Here is a 17,416-nt window from a genome sequence, read left to right as displayed (position 1 = left end):
GAATTACCCCCTGTGGCGCACGCGCAGCGTGCGCCACAGATTTTTAATCTGGATTTTAATCTTGACTTAAGACAAATCAAACCGCAAGAATTGATTAGCGGCGCTTCGCGCCGCTAATCAATTCTTGCGGTGTACAATTGGCGATATATATAAGCTTCCTCAAGTCCCCCCGCAGTAAATATGGTAGGAAATTGGATGACTTATCATCAGCTAGCTAGATTGGCGATCGCGATCGCCATATTTGTCAATATTCCTGAGGCAGTCAATGCCGAAAACTATATTAATAATCGGACTTGCCCTGCGGATTTTCCAAGCTTGAGCCAGTCCTTAGCCAAGGATTTGCCCGATTATCTCAATCGCGTTTATAGCCGTTTGCGGATTAATCGGGAGGTAATGACCGTAAGTCAACCAGAACTAGAGCCTTTGCCCCTAGCGCCCGATCAAGATCGCGATCGCCTGCCACAGCAGGTATTTCTCTCGATGCTGGAACGACAAACGGGAAGGTCAGAAACAACGCAGCGTGCTTACTGGTTATTTGTTGTGCCGACTGCTCATGGTTGGCGGTTGGCGATGGCTTTTATGCGAGTCGGTCAAACTCCCCCTGTGGACGTAAGTGAAGCGGCGATCGCTGATGCTGCCAATAAATGGTTTCGCGACTATTGTGATCCTCGCTATAAGCTCTAGGATAATAAATATCGGCTCAGCCGATATTTATTGCGTTCAAATACGTTTAAAACTATGTCCTTATTTCAAACCCTGCGATCGCAAATGCCTGCGGAGACTCCAGCGCAATTAGAAAGCATGGATGCTTTTTGGGCTAGCTATCGTCAAAGTAATCAGGCGATCGTACCAGTAGTGCAAATGGCGCAGGGGAAAATAGGCGAACAAAAGGGCAAACAAAAGGGCGAACAAAAGGGCGAACAAAATTTTGATGTGATCGTTTGCGGCGGTACTTTGGGGATCTTCATCGCCTGTGCATTGCAATGTCAAGGCTGGCGCGTTGCCATTATCGAGCGGGGCATCTTACGCGGAAGAGAGCAAGAATGGAATATTTCCCGACAGGAATTAAATGCTTTTTTAGAATTAGGTTTATTAACTGAGCTCGAACTCGAAACTGCTATTGCCACTGTATACAATCCTGCGCGAGTTGGTTTTAATGGCGGTAAAGAGCTATGGGTACGCGATATTCTTAATATTGGGGTCGATCCTGTTTATCTACTCGAAGTTCTCAAACAAAAGTTTTTGGGTGCGGGTGGAACGCTATGGGAACAAGCCACATTTACGCAAGCGATCATCTATACCGATGGTGTATCCGTAGAATTTGCACGACAAGATGATCGCTTAGATGATCATGATCGTGTAGATCGCGAGAAGATCGCTATTAAAGGAAGACTGTTACTGGATGTCATGGGGCATTTTTCCCCGATCGCTAAGCAAGCGCGATCGCAAGTACAGGGCAGTATCAAACCCGATGGAGTTTGTATGGTGGTCGGTAGTTGTGCAAAGGGGATGCCAGAAAGCACTTACGGCGACCTGATTTATAGCTTTACCCCCATCCAAAATCAATGCCAGTATTTTTGGGAAGCATTCCCTGCGCGGGATGGGAGAACCACTTATATGTTTACCTATGTGGATGCTGATCCGCAACGTCCGAGTTTCGCGCAATTGATGGAAGATTATCTTTTTTTGCTCCCTAAATATCAGAACATCGAACTTTCCCAACTGGAATTCAAACGAGTTCTCTTTGGCTTTTTTCCTTCCTACCAAAATAATCCTTTACAGACTCCTTGGGATCGGATTTTACAGGTAGGGGATAGTTCGGGAATGCAGTCTCCCCTTAGTTTTGGGGGCTTTGGGGCAATGGTACGCCATCTGCCGCGCTTGAGTAAGGGGATTAACAACGCTTTGCAAGCTGATTTATTAACCAAGGGAAATTTGCGATCGCTCCAACCCTATCAACCCAATCTATCGGTAACTTGGCTATTTCAAAAGTCCATGAGTGTTGCTGTCAATCAAAAAATCGCAAGCGATCGCATTAATTATTTACTCAATGTCACCTTTACGGTAATGGAGAAACTAGGCGATCGGGTTCTCTATCCTTTTTTGCAAGATGTCGTGCAGTTTATCCCCCTCGCTCAAACGATGCTAGCGATGTCCATTGCCGAGCCCATCCTAATTCTCAAAATCATGCAACAGGTAGGGATTCCAACCTTGTTCGATTGGCTCAAGCATTATCTTGGCTTGGGAGCATATAGTTTTTGCGATCTAATTAGCCCACCGCTAGAATCAGCGATCGCCAACCTCCTCCCCGAACAACAATATCGGTTACAAAGTCGGATCGATGCATGGCACTACGGTTCAGGCAGTGATTATCAAAGAAATCATCAAAAAAATCATCAAAGAAATTATCCAAGAAGTGACAGCCCATAAAGCTAAGGAACATATTCACTATTCTAAAGGTCATACCTAATTGGGCATAAATGTGCTTACAGCCTTTATCGATCAAATAAACCATGAGGAAATTTTTGCCAGCCCTACGAAGCAAGGCTGGCAAAATTTCCTTGGTTTGGATTTGAGCGCAAAGCGCGGTAAAACACTTAAAGCCTTAGAGTCGATTCTTGTTCACAGCCAATAGTAAGTAGTTAGGCATAATTAAAAAACAAAACCAGCGAGCATACCGCCCGCTACGCGGGCGGTATGCTCTTCTAGGTTTTAAGTTTACTTATGCCTAGCTACTTACTTGTTCATTTGCAAAACCAAAAATAATGAATTGGTATAAATTAGAGTTGTGGCGTAAAGCGCCACAACTCTAATTTTTTTAAGAGAAAACCTCATGCCCGAACGAATTGTGCCACAAGCAGGACAGGAATCTGTATGGGACTATCCCCGCCCTGCTATTCTCGAAAGTACAAATAAACATATTCGCATCGTTTGCAATGGCATCGTCATCGCTGAAACCCAACGTGCTAAGCGCGTTTTGGAAACCAGTCATCCTCCTTGCTACTACATTCCCTTAGCAGATATTCAAATGGAATATTTAATTGAGACTTCGCGGAGAACAATGTGCGAATGGAAGGGAATTAGTCAATATTATGATATAGCGATCGCGGATAGATACATTCAAAATGCAGCTTGGCGATATGCCCACCCGACCCCTAATTTTGTAGATATTCAAGATTCATTAAGTTTCTATGGCAGTCTGATGGATGCCTGCTATGTCAATGATGAGCTAATCACACCGCAAGCAGGCGATTTTTATGGTGGCTGGATTACTTCCGATATCGTAGGTCCCTTTAAGGGCGAAGCAGGAACTTGGGGCTGGTAAATTTAGGGCTGTTGGCTCTGATCAATTGGCTCTGATCAATTGGCTCTGGTAAATTGAGGAAATTGAGGATAGCAAAAAGTAAAGACGATGCTTTGTAACGTCTTTGCTTGGGGGTTTAGTTGGGGGTTTAGTTGGGGGTTTGGTATGATGATCGCCATTACTCTTGATATTCATCTAAATCATGACACCAATGATTTCTTTCAAACTCTCCGAACTCGCTTCAGAGCTAGCCACCGTCTTACCCGATTGTCACTTTGAGTCCGATGGTGACGATCCGATCATTACAGGTGTAGCAGCGATCGATAAGGCAAAAGCAGGAGAAATCACCTTTGTGTCTTCATCAAAATTTGTTTCTAAACTCAAAGATACGCAAGCCAGTGCGGTCATTCTCGATCAAAAAACACCATCAACCTTGCCCTGTATTCGTACCACTAATCCGCGCATTCTCTTTGCTAAGGTTCTCGAAAAATTTTATCAACCACCCACCGCACCCCTTGGCATCCATCCCACTGCAATTTTAGGCGAGGGCGTACAATTGGGAGAGAATGTCGCGATCGGAGCCTATGCCGTAATTGGCGATCGCACCAAAATTGCCGATAACGTCACAATTTTTCCCCATGTCACCATTTACAACGATGTCGAGATTGGCATGGGCACGACCATTCATGCCAACTGTGTCATTAGGGATCGTACTCAGATCGGTGCGAATTGTATTTTTCATCCCAACGCCGTACTTGGTGCTGATGGATTTGGGTTTGAACTCTCCCCCAATGCCACTTGGTATAAAATCCCGCAAACGGGTCATGTCATCATTGAAGATAATGTCGAGCTGGGTTGCTCCTGTGCCGTCGATCGCCCCTCCGTCGGTGTAACCATAATTCATAAAGGGGCAAAGCTGGATAACTTCGTGCAAATCGCTCACGGGGTGACAGTTGGAGCGCACTCGGTTCTTGCGGCGCAGGTCGGCTTAGCAGGTGGGGTCACCCTCGGTCACCATGTGGTTATGGCGGGACAAGTAGGAGCCAACGATCGCGTTCATGTTGGGGATGGCGCAATTATTGGCGGCAAAGCTGGCATTACCAGTGATGTGCCCGCAGGCGCTTCTATGATCGGGTTCCCCACAGTTCCTGAGAAAAGCTGGAAGCGCGTTGTTATCGCTGAACGTCAGCTTCCCGATCTACTCCATACCGTTCGCAAATTGGAAAAGCGCATTGCCGAACTAGAATCAAAGCTTGCTGAATAAATTTATCTAGATCCATGACTCAACTGATTAGTTTTAAACTCTCTGAACTGGCAGCCGAGTTTAGGGAGCTATTGCCCGATTGCCATTTTGAATCCGATAGTACCGATCCGATCATTACAGGTGTCGCCGCGATCGCATCTGCCCGATCGGGAGAGGTGACCTTTATCCCCACAGCAAAATTTATTCCCCTACTTGAGGAGACTCAAGCCAGTGCAGTCATCCTCGATCTGCAAACGCGTTCCTCCTTACCCTGTATTCGCAGCGCCTATCCTCAGATTCTGCTTGCCAAAATTCTCGAAAAGTTTCACCCACTAGTGGCTCCCGCTGTGGGTATTCATCCCACAGCGGTTTTGGGTGAAGATGTACATCTGGGCAAAAACGTGACGATCGCCCCCTACGTCGTCATTAGCGATCGCGTCAAAATTGGCGATAATGCCATAATCGATTCCCGCGTGACCATTTACAACGATGTGGAAATTGGGGCAAATACAGTCATCCATACCAGTTGTACGATCGCGGATCGTACTAAAATTGGCGCGAATTGCGTCATCTACCCTAATACAGTTCTCGGAGCCGATGGGTTTGGGTTTGACCTTGCCCCTGATGGGAATTGGTATAAAATCCCTCAAATTGGGCGGACAATCATTGAAGATAATGTTGAGATCGGTTGCTCTTGCGGCGTTGACCGTGCAGCGATCGGTATGACAACCATTCGACAAGGAGCAAAGCTCGATAACTTGGTGCAAATTGGTCATGGCGCAGAAGTCGGAGCCGATTCACGACTCGGTTCGCAGGTAGGATTAGCGGGTGGGGCGACGCTCGGACATCATGTGGTCATGGGGGCGCAGTCGGGTTCTGCATATCACCTTCATATTGGTGATGGTGCAAATATTGGTGTTAATTCAGGTATTCCTAGCGATATTCCCGCAGGTGCGCGGGTGGTCGGCTATCCCGTCGTTCCTGAAGAAGATTGGCATCGCATTACTATTGCTAAAAGTCACCTTCCCGCTCTCCTCCGCACTGTCCGTCAACTGGAACAAAAAGTTTCGGAACTAGAAGCCAAGATTGCTGAATAATACCAAAACTAAAAATGGCATAGCCATTTTTAGTTTTTCAAACCCTTATACCAAATCACAAAATGGCTACGCCATTTTGTGATTTTAAAACCCTTACTGGGTTTGGTTTTCAATTCCCAAAAGTGTAGCCACACTTTTGGGAATTGGTTTTATATTTACTTGCGCCTAACTACTTAGCAACATTCACTTGACCTAGGACAAATCAAACCCCAAGAATTGACTGGCGTGGCTTCGCGCTGCGAGTCAATTCTTGGGGTTTATGCCTATTCACTTGCGCAATGTGTTTAATCGACAACTTGAACGTCAATATCAATCGTTCCTGGTGGGGAAAGCCGTACAAATTTATTTTGTTGCTCTTGGAGGGGTTCACCACAGTTAGGACATTGAAATTGACTTGATCGGGAAGCATTAAAAGTCGCATCGCAAACGGGACAGTCTGAAGTGACGATGCTACGTTTAATCCACCATTGCAAACCGAAAAAGGCAATTACAGGAACAAATGTAACTAGACCAACTAGGATAAAGAAAGAATTAACGAGCCAGCCTAAACCGATCGTGCTCAATGTCCAAAAAATCAGTAAAGCCGTTAGCCAAAAGCGCACACCTGACCAGCGATCGTCACCGCCGCCACCACTGGGAAGGTTATTGCCAAATGTGTAGTATTTCATGAGTTTGAGCCCCTGTTTTGAGTCCCTGTATTTACCTGTAGCGATCGTAACACTCTTAATTAATCTTACCCTTCCCCTTTGTGTATGGATAACCGCAAAGTCTTGTTTGGAATTGGTATAACGCGAGTAGCGGCATCACTACCCATCTGTTGGGTATTGCTATGGAAATTAGCGTTATTTTAATTTTTATGAGTTTTCATGAGTCGTCGGTTTCTAGATTCTATAGGGTAAACAAATGATATATTTGCGATAGGCATCGTATTTTTCTAGGTTTTTTTTTATGTTTTTCGGGGTTAGGATTTACAGCGCTTCGCGTCATCAAGCCTAAGGTCTCGAAATCTTGTCATCTTATTTGACATTCAGACATTCAATTGACACTCGTTTTTCTAAATTCTTTCTAAATTCTAAGGAACTGCGTTCATGACTCTGCCAAACCTTTTTCCTCAATGTCAAGATTTACAGTCACAGGTTGAAGCGGTTCTACAGCTTTTACAGCAGGAACCAAGCCTACGATCGCAGCATGACGGAAGTGTTGTCCAATCTTCTCTCAGGAAGGCGATCGCGCCAACTTTTGAGATCGTATTTGCAGGAACCTTTAGTGCGGGGAAATCCATGTTGATTAATGCGCTATTAGAAAGGGAATTGCTCTATAGCGCCGAGGGACATGCCACGGGGACAGAATGCAAAATTGCCTTTGCGAAAGTGGGCGAAGAAAGGGTGGTCTTGACCTTTCTCAGCGAAGTGGAAGTGCGCGAGCAGATACAAGCGCTATGCCAGCTCGTCGGGCAGATCGCTCCAATTAATATTAATCAAATCGAATCTCTCAAGCAATTGCAAACTCTGACGCTTGCCATAATCGAGCAGGAAGGAGGCAAGAGCAAATCAAAACGTGCTAAGGATGCTGATGCGCTGAATCTGTTGATTGAAGGTTTTATTATTAACCGCGATCGCATTAGTTCTCTAGCTAATGCCACCTATTCGATGGAGCAATTTGGGTTTGAAAATCTCAAGAAAGCTGCTGATTATGCAAGGCGTGGAGCTAATAGCGCCGTACTCAAACGAGTGGAATACTATTGTAATCATCCCTTGCTTCAGGATGGCAATGTTATCATAGACACCCCTGGGATCGATGCCCCGATCAAAAAAGATGCCCTACTCACCTTTGAGAAAATTCAAAACCCCGATACCTCAGCAGTGGTATTTGTTCTGAAAACTGCCTCAACGGGAGAGCTTACTTCCGATGAGACAGAACTCAGCGAAGCGATCCAAAACAATTCAGGTATTCGCGATCGCGTATTTTATGTGTTTAATCGGATTGATGAGACTTGGCGAAACGAGCAACTACGGAGTCGCCTCAACCACATCGTTGCTAGCCAATTTCGCAATAGCTCGAAAATCTATAAGACCAGTGGTTTGCTGGGTTTCTATGGTAGTCAAATTAAAAATACGAGCATTGGCGATCGCTTTGGTTTAGATTCGATATTTGCAGAAAGTGTTAAGTCGGTGGGTGGAGAAGAAGGTACGCCCCAATTTGTCAATGAATTTAACAGCTATTGTCTGGTTTCTGGCAAGCTGGATATTGCTAAATTCCCAATTCCCTACAGTGTCTTAGAAACCAATGCCAAGAATGAGAAATATGTAAGGTTGCTGAGTAGTTTAGGTACAAACCTAATTAACCAATTGATTAAGGATAGCGGGATTGAAGAGTTTCGGGCGGCAATTACCAATTATCTCACCTATGAGAAACGTCCATTGCTTTTTGCCGATCTTGCCGACGATCTGCAACCGATTTGTATTGCGCTCCGCCAGTCCTATTTGGAAACATGGCATAAGTTGGAAAGTCAACCCCGTGACATTGAAGCCATCAAATCTCAGGAATTACAGAAGCTCGGTCACGACCTCAAACAGATTGGCGATCTCTTCCGTGAGCATATTGCTCAAGAGCTAAATGATGCGGTAGCAAGCAATAAGAATCAAGGCTTGGAGACTGATTATCGGAAGCTCAAAGAAAATATGGTGCGACGATTGGATGAATTGCTAGAAAATTTCTCCGTCGCTGATGTCCACCAACGCGCTCAGGCTAGCCATCGGCGCAATTCCGTTGTCCCATTGATGGGGATTCTAGCCGAAGGTTTTTACTTTTTAGCCAATGAGCTAGAAGAAGTGCTGGTGGAGAACTCTCAAAAGATTGCTGTTAATTTCTTTCAGAATTTAATTGAGACGATCAAGAAGACGACCTATTATCGCGAACTCTATCGCTTGTTGGGTAATGATGGTGGTATTGAGCTGCGCTTAGAAAACCTTGCCCAGACCGCATCGGCTGCCATAGTCAATGAAGCGAGAACGGAATGCGATCGCTATGTGCGGGAACGACCAGAGTTTTATGCAGAGGAAACCAATATCATTTATCAATTGCGTCAGACTCTACAACAAGCCTGTCGTGGCTACGATTATCAGAGCATGATCGAGTCGGAGCCAGCAATTCGGCAGTTGTTGAAACTGGATTTTGAATTGAAGGTGAAAGATACAATTATGCGTACTTTTCGCCAGACAATCAATCAAACCTTCAGCACGCATTTGCTAGCCAGTGCCGAAAAACAGTCAGATGCCATTTTGCAGCAATACGATCGCGCCCGCGATTATCTAGCCCAAACCTTAGAAAAAGAAGCTCAAGTAAAGCTCGATAAAAATCGTAGTTTACAGGATGCTATAGAGAAAAATATTGCTATTTACAACGAATCTATTTCGGGGATCAATCAATGTTTAGAAGCGTTAGATTTATCGCGTAAAAAGTTGCCAATCATCAGTGAAATTGATTTATCAGTCCCAACAGTTATCGTTGATGTAGTTGATGTAATTGATGCAGATTCTTTTGTTGTTGATGGATTGCAAGATTTAGAAGCATAATAACGAAATTTTGAAATATTTTTTATACTAAGAAGCTAGGCATGAGTAATACCAAGTTAAGAAATGGCGTAGCCATTTCTTAACTTGGTATTATTAATTTTTAGAAACGCGAGATTTTGACACAAATTATAAGCAAATTATAAACAGAGATACTTTGCACAGGTCTTAACGCGATCGCAGTTATACCAATTTCCAAAAGTGTGGCTACACTTTTGGAAATTAAAAATCAAACCCAGTAAGGGTTTTTAAATCACAAAATGGCGTAGCCATTTTGTGATTTGGTATTAGTTGTTGCTTGGGGCGAAATTATAATATTATTTAGGTAAGTGGGCTTAATTAAATATGGTAGATTCAAAAATGAAATGCAACACCCTAACTCAAAGCTGGCTGTAGTATTTCGAGAAATATCCCATTTAAAACACCCACAATCCAATGTGAGATATTGTCGCTTCTTAGTATTTTAAAGTTTTACTACAGGCGGTTTTGAGTGGGTGTTGCATTTCATCCTTGAATTGGCGTATAAAACCCTAAAATCTGCGGCACACGATGCGCGTGTGCCGCAGATTTTAGATCTGGGTTACTTAATGGGAAGGAAAACTTCGAGCTAAAAATGCACCTATGGCAGATAAAACACCACGGATAAATATTCCACCTGAAGTCAGAAAATATGTCTTCGATCGCAATAGCTATCAATGTCAAAGTTGCTATAAAACTGACCTGAGCGCCAAGACATTACAAATCGACCATATTATTCCGTTAGCTGAGGGGGGAAGCAATGACCTTAGCAATTTGCAAACTCTTTGTGCCAAATGTAATAGCCAAAAAAGAGACAAAATCGATCCGCGCTTTCGGAGATTATTTAGCGATTGAATTAAAGAATTGCGGATGTTTTGGCGACGCATCCCTTTAATTCAAGTTACAGCAATTTTCGATCAAAAGAACCACAAGAAGCTTTTTGAAAGTGTTGCGAAGCAACACTTTCAAAAAGCTTCTTGGTTTGGATTCGAGCGCAAAGCGCTGTAATTCAATTTAATTCAATGGATTAAGGCTGTCTCATGTATAATTCATAGCTATTTACATAGCTCTTTACATAGCTCTTTACATAGCTTATTTCTCTATGGTTACTAATCTTGTAAAACCGACAGTAGAAAGTTTTTGGAACGAATACAACATTCGCCTCGAACCTTGGAGTATTGGCTACGATGCGCCAGTCAGCATCAATCCTGAAGAGATTCCCACTAACGATAAGATCAATACCGAGGTCGAAGTCAGTAATGCTCAGTGGCAGCCCATTAGAGCCGCGATCGCCCCAGAACTTCCCAATCAAATCTTATTTATTGATGGACGGTTGCGTCTAGATGCTAGATTTCTGGGACGAAGTGACGATGAAATTTTGTATGGAGCTTTTGCGACGATCGCAGTCGGCGCAGTGCTTGTAGATCGGGTTAAGAGTCGAGCCAAATGTATTGCGACTGAAATCAAACGGATTATCGCAATGGGGGGAAACTTAACCGCTCCGCCCACCGTAATTCCTTGTCCTATCAGTGGTCGAGGCGATCTTAAATATGATTATTGCCTAACCAATAGCAACAATGAGCCCGATACGCCTTCGCAAATCGTACAGAGTGCCATGCTTGATGAGGAACTGCGGATTGCCAACGAACTATCGCTAAATAAGGAATTAATTCACGAAGACACCTTAATTGTGCGCGATGGTCCCTTGCTCTATCGCGTTTATCAAACTCCTTTCGCGACCATTGGCTATGTCAAAACCATGGGTAAGGCTTACCTCAAGGGAGAAAATGCACAAATTATGCGATCGCTTAAAGTAGGAGAACGCACACCGATTTTTCGGATTGCTAATACGCATGGCTCTAACCTCAGTTGGTATTTGCGTTCGGGGAGTAAGGATCTCAATTATAAAAAGCTGGGCTACCACGATTTACATGGGATCATTCGGATCGATCTCGATGGAGGGCTAGACCTCGCCCATGCAAAAGCGATCGCCGATCAAAGCACCTATTTAATTCCTCAATATGCATCCCATCCTAGTCGCGATCCCCGCGCACCACAAAATTTAACACCCGTTGGAGCCTTAGAGAAGGAGCTAGGACGGAGAATGGGCAGTCGCGAATTAATTTCCCGCCGTTTGCGTGACTTTCTCGCCAAATCCGCCATTAATTCCCTATAGATTCTCAATTTCCCAGTTAAAATCGCCAGCAATTCAATGGGTAAAAACTGTAGCTTCGCGATAAGAGAATGGACATAGGAGAGTATCATGGATATGTAAGAAGATTGTCATAGTAAATTTTCAGAAAATATTCCAACGCATTTACAAATGCTACAAAAACGCCCCCCCCATCCTAAATTCAATTTGATTTTTATTGCTTTTCTGGGGCTATGCATTGATATCTCTGGAGCTATTTTACTCCCACAAAGCAAACAAGGAGTTATTGCTCAAAATGGCATTCAAGTTCGGACTAATCAATGGTTAAAAGTTGAAAAAGTATCGGGAAATGTCACCTATCGTAATTTATATAACTATGAGAATCGACCTGCCCAAAATGGCGATCGCTTGCAAACTCCTAGCGATGAAATTTCTACGGGAGCAAATGGCACGGCAGTTTTAAGCGTCGATACGGGGGTAGGTTCGATCTATGTTTCTGAAAATACAACTATTAGAATTAATTCCTTTAAAATAGCTGCTGATAATGGTCGTATTACCAATTTATTTGTACCTCGTGGCAAGGCAAGATTGCAAATAAGAAAATTTACCAATCGTGGCTCTCAACTTAATATTCAAACCCCTGCGGGAATTAGTGGAGTCAGGGGAACTAGATATATTGTGCAATCTAAAAACAGTGGCGACATGGTGATTACAACTCTTCAAGGAAGTGTGGCTACTACAGCTCAAAACCAGACCAAAATGGTTAATGGGGGATTTCAAAATCTAACCGTGGTCGGACAGCCACCTTCCACACCTGTTCCTATTAATAATGATGCGAGTTTGAAATATGCGATCGATCGCCGCGCATCGGGTTCAGGTCGGTCTATTGTTTTGATCGGTTACACCGATCCTTTTAACACTGTGAAGGTAGAGGGAAAAGAGCAAGCTTTAGATCGCAGTGGCAAGTTTTATCTTCAATTGCCTGCCCCTTCCAGTTTAAAGGTCACAGTAACGGTGGAAAACACTACGGGAAAAATACAAGTCTATGAGATCCCTATTCTCTGAGTTTATTTCTCGATTAGTTCCTAAACTATTGCTGAATCATCGTATCAATAGTAGGCGATCGCGATTGCTACATCCGATCTGGCGCGTTTTACCAACCATATTTGCTACGAGTATCACTTTACTACTGACGCTATATTCGGGCTTTTTACAACCTATCGAATTGTTTGCCTACAATAGCTTTACGAATTGGCGAGGCGATCGCCCTTGGGACGAACGGTTGATGATGATTAGCATCGATGATGAGAGTATCCAAAAACTGGGTCGATTTCCATGGACGCGCGATCGCTATGTCCAGCTTTTACAAAAACTCGAACCCGCAGAAACCAGTGTTATTGGTTTTGATATTTTATGGTCTGAGCCCAGTGGCAACGATCGGGAACTAGCCGCAGCAATTGAGCGATCGCAAAAAGTAGTGCTAGCAATGGCTTGGGATAAGTCGGGTCAGCCCTTGTTACCCGTAGAGCCGATTGGCAATGCAGGTGCGGCAGTTGGGCATATTCTCAAACGTGAAGATATTGATGGAATTGTCCGCCAAATGGATTTACAAATCCATGATGTGCCAACTCTTGGCGTTGCCATGCTACAAACCTACGATCTGACCAATGCCACGTTTAATCTATTACCTCAACTAAATCAGACCTTAACTATTAATTGGACAAAGCGAGTTAAAGATATCCCTCAAGTATCATTTAGCGATGTTATTAACGATCAGGTTCCCTCATCCGTCTTCTATCATAAAATTATCTTAGTCGGTGCAACTGCTTCAGGGATAGATAGTTTAGTCACTCCCTTTGACCGCAATCCACCTGCCAGCGGCGTGCATTTACATGCCATGGTTTTACAAAATTTACTCCAAAAGAATTCGCTGGTAGTTACCAATTCCAATGACATCTGGATTTTGGCTCTAGTTGGCAGCCTGATCATTAGTTTACTCTCACCCAGAAAGAATTTATGGATCGGGAGTATCAGCGCTTTCGCTTTGGCTGGAATCTGGGTGATTACGGCTTTTATCGCTTTTATTGCTAATTACTGGATAGCGATCGCCGTTCCTATTTTGATGATTCTGTTAACGGGATTCGCGATCGCGCTACAGGAGCGTTGGCAAGTGTGGCGATCGTTGCAAACTACCAAAATTCAGCTTGAATACGAATCAACCCACGACCATTTGACAGGATTGTACAACCGTTCGCAGTTTGAGAGGATTTTACAAAACCTGCTCCATCAGAATATTCCATCTTTGCCCAAGCGCGATCGCCCCCATCTTCTAGCGATTCTCTGGATTAATATTGCTCGATTTAAAAATATTAATGATACCTTTGGGCATCCCATTGGTAATTTGCTCATTGTGGAAGTCAGTAAATGCTTGCGGAGTACCGTACCCTCTCAAGTATCTATTGCTCGTTTTGGAGGAGCCGAATTTGTCATCCTTTTGGAGAGTCTGAGCGATGAGCAGGAAGCGATCGCCATCGCCGATGCGATCCAAAGCAAATTTAAAATTCCTTTTATAATCGCAGGAAACCAGATTGATATTTCGGCAAATATTGGTATTAAATTCCATCAAATCAATCCTATCGAAGAGCGTAATTCTTCAGAAATAAACTCGCCTGAGATTCTTTTGAGAGATGCCGATACCGCAATGTTTTATGCCAAAAAATTAGGAATCTCCTGCAATCAGGTCTTTCATATCTCTATGCGTGAAAGAGTGCTCAAGCGCCTACAGCTCGAAAAAGATCTTCGTAAAGCTGTTGCGATCAGTCAAGACATTCAGAATCAACCCCATCAAGAATTTCTCATCTATTACCAACCAATCCTCGCCCTCAGCAATATGCAAATCGTAGGCTTAGAAGCCTTGATTCGGTGGCAACATCCCGAACGTGGATTGATATCGCCTACTCAGTTTATTCCTCTGGCGGAGGAAACGGGGCTGATCGTTCCTATCGGTGATTGGATTATGCGAAATGCCTGTTTACAGCTCAAGTCTTGGCATCAGAAATTCCCTAAAGCCAAAGACATTACCATCAGTGTGAATCTATCTCCTAAGCAGTTAGCGCAGAAGGATGTACTCGAAAAATGTCTCAATATTCTCCAGCAGACGCAGTTATCGCCAGAACACCTGAAGATCGAATTAACGGAAAGCTCGATTATGGAAAACCCCAACTCAGCGCTAACTATCCTAAATCAGATGCGTCAAGTAGGTATCAAGATTTATATTGATGACTTTGGTACTGGTTATTCCTCGCTTGCCTATCTACATAAGTTTCCTTTTGATGGTTTAAAAATTGACCGTTCCTTCGTTAATAATATCCATACCAATACCAATGGTATGGGCATTCTCCAAGCAATTATTGCTTTAGCTAAGAGTGTTAAGGCCCATATCGTGGCGGAAGGGATTGAAAGCTTAGCCCAGTTAAATTATTTACAAGATTTGCTCAGTGAAGATGGGGATGGACAGGGTTTCTTTTTGTTTAGACCGCTTGATGTTAAAGCGATCGAAGCCATCTTTCAATCTATATAGCAATTCTAATTCACTTGAGTTCGGGATGATTTGAAATGGGATTTGAGAAATGGTTTGCGTAGCAAACCATTTCTCAAATCCCAAAAGGAAAAGCCTTGCATAGCAAGGCTTTTCCTTTTGGGATTTTAAAATTTGCCAGCTTAACCTGAACTGACGTTACTTATAGCGCAAAGTGCTGTAAGAATATTTTGCGATCGCAGCTTTAGTTGCTACTGCTTAGATCGGTTGAAAGTAAAAAGCAAAGCCCAAAATTGCATAGGTCGCCACTAATAAAGAACCTTCTAGCCAATTCGATCGCCCATCCGAACTAATCGAATTAGCAATCAGTACCGCTACAGCAACTGCCACTAACTCAAAGGGATTGAAATTTAAATCCATCGGTTTACCCATAAACCAACCCACAATCACCAGTAAAGGCGCAACAAATAGGGCGATCTGCATACTTGATCCTACGGCAACTGATACTGAAAGTTCCATCTTGTTCTTCATGGCTACGGTAATTGCCGTTGTATGTTCGGCAGCATTGCCAATAATCGGTAACAAAATCACCCCAGTAAATAATTCGGTTAAACCAAGCTGAGCCGTTGCTTCTTCTAGGGTTCCGACCAGTAGTTCAGATTCTAGAGCCACTAGCAAAGTCACTCCAAAAAGAACCGCAATCCATAGTCCTAAATTGATTTGTTGGGGATGTCCTTCCGATATCTCTGCGTCATCGGCTTCCGACTTACCGACATCATAGAGGTAGGCATGGGTTTTCATTGAAAATAGAAGCGTCAGGCAATAAACCACAATCAGCACGATCGCCACAGCGATCGATAGCTTTTGCAAAATTGCTTCGCTAATGCCCACCGATGTGAAATTTGCGGCTGTCGGTAATAGGATAGCGACCACCGCTAAATTCATCACTGATGCGTTTAATCGGGCCATGGTTGGTTGAAATTCCTGCTCCTTATAGCGCAGTCCCCCCAAAAACATCGATAGCCCCATTACTAACAATAGATTCCCAATAATCGAACCTGTAATACTCGCTTTCACGACGCTAGTAAAGCCTGCATTTAAAGCCACGATCGCAATAATTAACTCCGTGGCATTGCCAAAGGTTGCATTTAACAAGCCACCCCATGACGGACCTAAAACCACTGATATTTCTTCGGTTGCCGTACTGAGCCAACCAGCCAAGGGCAAAATGGCGATCGCTGAAGTCACAAATATCAATGTGGAATTCCATCCTAGTAAATGACCGATTACGGAAATCGGCACAAACGCAAGTAAACCAAAGGAGAAGATTTTCTTAAACATAATCAGTCGTTTTAGCGTCAAGGCTAAATATACCTTAATCTTTAGGAATCTGATTCGGACTCCCCTAAAGATTACGATAAAATACGTAATCCGAGAGCTTACTCCTCATCTGGATTAGGACAACAATAAGAGAATGACGGCGCTTCACATATGTACCACTAAAAGATGAGTTGCGGCGCGAAGCGCCGCAACTCATCTTTTGGGTTACTAACTCAAGGTAAAATGAAAATGCTAAGTAGTTCAGCATAATTAAAAACTAAAACCAGAGAGAGTACCGCCCGCATAGCGGTCAGTACTCTCTTCTAGGCTTTAAGTTTACCCGTGCTTACCTATTTATATGCGCCGTAATTTTATAGGAACCCTATGACCGAACTTACCGCAGAACAACACCGTATCAAGATGCAACGTCGTCAAGAAATTCAGCATCAGCGGGTCGCCGAGCGTAACCTCGAAAAAGGGCTAATCATCATCAATACTGGTGATGGCAAGGGCAAAACTACTGCTGCCTTAGGGATGGTATTGCGATCGCTAGGACATGGGTATAAAGTGGCGATCATTCAATTTATCAAGGGCGCGTGGGAACCTGCGGAAAAACTTGTATTTTCTATGTGGCAAGAGCAGTTGGTTTTTCAGGCTCTCGGTGATGGCTTTACATGGGAAACTCAAGACCGCGATCGCGATATTGCCAAAACGCAAGAAGCATGGGAAGTGGGACGCAGCTATATCAAAAATCCCGAATACAAACTTGTCCTACTTGACGAGATAAATATTGCTCTAAAGCTGGGCTATCTCGATGTTGAAACTGTAATTGCTGGGCTTAAGGAAAAGCCTGCTGACTCCCATGTAATTCTCACGGGGCGAGGCGCACCTGCTGAATTAATTGAAGTTGCGGATTTAGTCACCAGAATGGAACTCGTCAAGCATCCTTTTCGAGAACAAGGCGTTAAAGCTCAAGCGGGTATAGAGTTTTAAAATCAACATCCTATGCCGCCTGCTACGCGGGCGGCATAGGATTTTTTTGATAGTACATAAAACCCAAGAAGAGAAGATTGGCGCTTCGCGCCAATCTTCTCTTCTTGGGTTTTGATTTTGTCCTGATCCAGTTGACGGCAGCTATACTTATAGCTGCCGTCAACTGGATCAGGACATAA

At 43.7% G+C, this 17,416-nt stretch carries 13 protein-coding genes; 11 read left to right on the top strand and 2 right to left on the bottom strand.

The genetic code is table 11. The features are described 5' to 3' along the window. Window positions 1-195 precede the first annotated feature (195 nt). The 5 genes from PSE7429_RS14130 (at window position 196) to lpxD (PSE7429_RS14110) (ending at window position 5,644) form a co-directional block, all read left to right on the top strand. On the top strand, window positions 196-684 hold the full coding sequence (locus PSE7429_RS14130) for a hypothetical protein (RefSeq protein WP_009627909.1): 489 nt from the start codon (window positions 196-198) through the stop codon (window positions 682-684). Between the two features lie 54 nt (window positions 685-738). Next, window positions 739-2,430 carry a hypothetical protein gene (locus PSE7429_RS14125; RefSeq protein ID WP_009627908.1) on the top strand — a complete coding sequence of 564 codons (1,692 nt, stop codon included), beginning with the start codon at window positions 739-741 and terminating at the stop codon, window positions 2,428-2,430. 403 nt (window positions 2,431-2,833) lie between these two features. Then, window positions 2,834-3,325 (top strand): DUF427 domain-containing protein, encoded by a 492-nt coding sequence (locus tag PSE7429_RS14120; protein WP_009627907.1) that lies wholly within the window; start codon window positions 2,834-2,836, stop codon window positions 3,323-3,325. A gap of 181 nt (window positions 3,326-3,506) precedes the next feature. Further along, the gene (gene lpxD / locus PSE7429_RS14115) at window positions 3,507-4,568 is read left to right on the top strand and encodes a UDP-3-O-(3-hydroxymyristoyl)glucosamine N-acyltransferase (protein WP_100228948.1); all 1,062 of its coding nucleotides are present in this window, start codon (window positions 3,507-3,509) and stop codon (window positions 4,566-4,568) included. 14 nt (window positions 4,569-4,582) lie between these two features. Further along, window positions 4,583-5,644, top strand: coding sequence for a UDP-3-O-(3-hydroxymyristoyl)glucosamine N-acyltransferase (gene lpxD, locus PSE7429_RS14110; RefSeq protein ID WP_009627905.1), 1,062 nt, complete (start codon window positions 4,583-4,585; stop codon window positions 5,642-5,644). A gap of 284 nt (window positions 5,645-5,928) precedes the next feature. Here the strand turns inward: lpxD (PSE7429_RS14110) and PSE7429_RS14105 are convergent, their stop codons facing one another. Then, the gene (locus PSE7429_RS14105) at window positions 5,929-6,312 is read right to left on the bottom strand and encodes a hypothetical protein (RefSeq protein ID WP_009627904.1); all 384 of its coding nucleotides are present in this window, start codon (window positions 6,310-6,312) and stop codon (window positions 5,929-5,931) included. Between the two features lie 420 nt (window positions 6,313-6,732). On the opposite strand from PSE7429_RS14105, the gene PSE7429_RS14100 reads away from it, so the two are divergent. The 5 genes from PSE7429_RS14100 (at window position 6,733) to PSE7429_RS14080 (ending at window position 14,966) form a co-directional block, all read left to right on the top strand. Then, entirely contained in the window at window positions 6,733-9,219 is a 2,487-nt protein-coding gene (locus PSE7429_RS14100; RefSeq protein ID WP_009627903.1) for a dynamin family protein, read from the top strand. A gap of 618 nt (window positions 9,220-9,837) precedes the next feature. Beyond that, window positions 9,838-10,089, top strand: coding sequence for an HNH endonuclease (locus PSE7429_RS14095; protein WP_009627902.1), 252 nt, complete (start codon window positions 9,838-9,840; stop codon window positions 10,087-10,089). A gap of 247 nt (window positions 10,090-10,336) precedes the next feature. Continuing rightward, window positions 10,337-11,410 carry a hypothetical protein gene (locus PSE7429_RS14090; RefSeq protein WP_009627901.1) on the top strand — a complete coding sequence of 358 codons (1,074 nt, stop codon included), beginning with the start codon at window positions 10,337-10,339 and terminating at the stop codon, window positions 11,408-11,410. 147 nt (window positions 11,411-11,557) lie between these two features. Continuing rightward, window positions 11,558-12,451 carry a FecR family protein gene (locus PSE7429_RS14085; RefSeq protein ID WP_009627900.1) on the top strand — a complete coding sequence of 298 codons (894 nt, stop codon included), beginning with the start codon at window positions 11,558-11,560 and terminating at the stop codon, window positions 12,449-12,451. After that, on the top strand, window positions 12,432-14,966 hold the full coding sequence (locus tag PSE7429_RS14080; protein WP_009627899.1) for an EAL domain-containing protein: 2,535 nt from the start codon (window positions 12,432-12,434) through the stop codon (window positions 14,964-14,966). The genes PSE7429_RS14085 and PSE7429_RS14080 overlap by 20 nt, the downstream gene beginning before the upstream one ends. Before the next feature lie 216 nt (window positions 14,967-15,182). Here PSE7429_RS14080 and cax read toward each other — a convergent pair whose 3' ends face one another. Then, window positions 15,183-16,265: a calcium/proton exchanger gene (gene cax / locus PSE7429_RS14075; RefSeq protein ID WP_009627898.1), complete on the bottom strand. Its 1,083-nt coding sequence runs from the start codon at window positions 16,263-16,265 to the stop codon at window positions 15,183-15,185. A gap of 363 nt (window positions 16,266-16,628) precedes the next feature. Here cax and cobO point away from each other — a divergent pair, with 363 nt between their 5' ends. Beyond that, on the top strand, window positions 16,629-17,237 hold the full coding sequence (cobO, locus tag PSE7429_RS14070; protein WP_009627897.1) for a cob(I)yrinic acid a,c-diamide adenosyltransferase: 609 nt from the start codon (window positions 16,629-16,631) through the stop codon (window positions 17,235-17,237). Window positions 17,238-17,416: the final 179 nt, after the last annotated feature.

Origin of the sequence: Pseudanabaena biceps PCC 7429, assembly GCF_000332215.1 — a bacterium.
Classification (GTDB): domain Bacteria; phylum Cyanobacteriota; class Cyanobacteriia; order Pseudanabaenales; family Pseudanabaenaceae; genus Pseudanabaena; species Pseudanabaena biceps.
The sequence above is the reverse complement of the archived record's forward strand: the minus strand, read 5'-3'. Positions and strand labels throughout refer to the sequence as shown.

What these genes read in the sequence shown, in the direction of transcription:
- PSE7429_RS14130 (WP_009627909.1), top strand. Translation starts at nt 196, where the DNA reads ATGACTTATCATCAGCTAGCTAGATTGGCGATCGCGATCGCCATATTT.
- PSE7429_RS14125 (WP_009627908.1), top strand. Translation starts at nt 739, where the DNA reads ATGTCCTTATTTCAAACCCTGCGATCGCAAATGCCTGCGGAGACTCCA.
- PSE7429_RS14120 (WP_009627907.1), top strand. Translation starts at nt 2,834, where the DNA reads ATGCCCGAACGAATTGTGCCACAAGCAGGACAGGAATCTGTATGGGAC.
- lpxD (WP_100228948.1), top strand. Translation starts at nt 3,507, where the DNA reads ATGACACCAATGATTTCTTTCAAACTCTCCGAACTCGCTTCAGAGCTA.
- lpxD (WP_009627905.1), top strand. Translation starts at nt 4,583, where the DNA reads ATGACTCAACTGATTAGTTTTAAACTCTCTGAACTGGCAGCCGAGTTT.
- PSE7429_RS14105 (WP_009627904.1), bottom strand. Translation starts at nt 6,312, where the DNA reads ATGAAATACTACACATTTGGCAATAACCTTCCCAGTGGTGGCGGCGGT.
- PSE7429_RS14100 (WP_009627903.1), top strand. Translation starts at nt 6,733, where the DNA reads ATGACTCTGCCAAACCTTTTTCCTCAATGTCAAGATTTACAGTCACAG.
- PSE7429_RS14095 (WP_009627902.1), top strand. Translation starts at nt 9,838, where the DNA reads ATGGCAGATAAAACACCACGGATAAATATTCCACCTGAAGTCAGAAAA.
- PSE7429_RS14090 (WP_009627901.1), top strand. Translation starts at nt 10,337, where the DNA reads ATGGTTACTAATCTTGTAAAACCGACAGTAGAAAGTTTTTGGAACGAA.
- PSE7429_RS14085 (WP_009627900.1), top strand. Translation starts at nt 11,558, where the DNA reads ATGCTACAAAAACGCCCCCCCCATCCTAAATTCAATTTGATTTTTATT.
- PSE7429_RS14080 (WP_009627899.1), top strand. Translation starts at nt 12,432, where the DNA reads ATGAGATCCCTATTCTCTGAGTTTATTTCTCGATTAGTTCCTAAACTA.
- cax (WP_009627898.1), bottom strand. Translation starts at nt 16,265, where the DNA reads ATGTTTAAGAAAATCTTCTCCTTTGGTTTACTTGCGTTTGTGCCGATT.
- cobO (WP_009627897.1), top strand. Translation starts at nt 16,629, where the DNA reads ATGACCGAACTTACCGCAGAACAACACCGTATCAAGATGCAACGTCGT.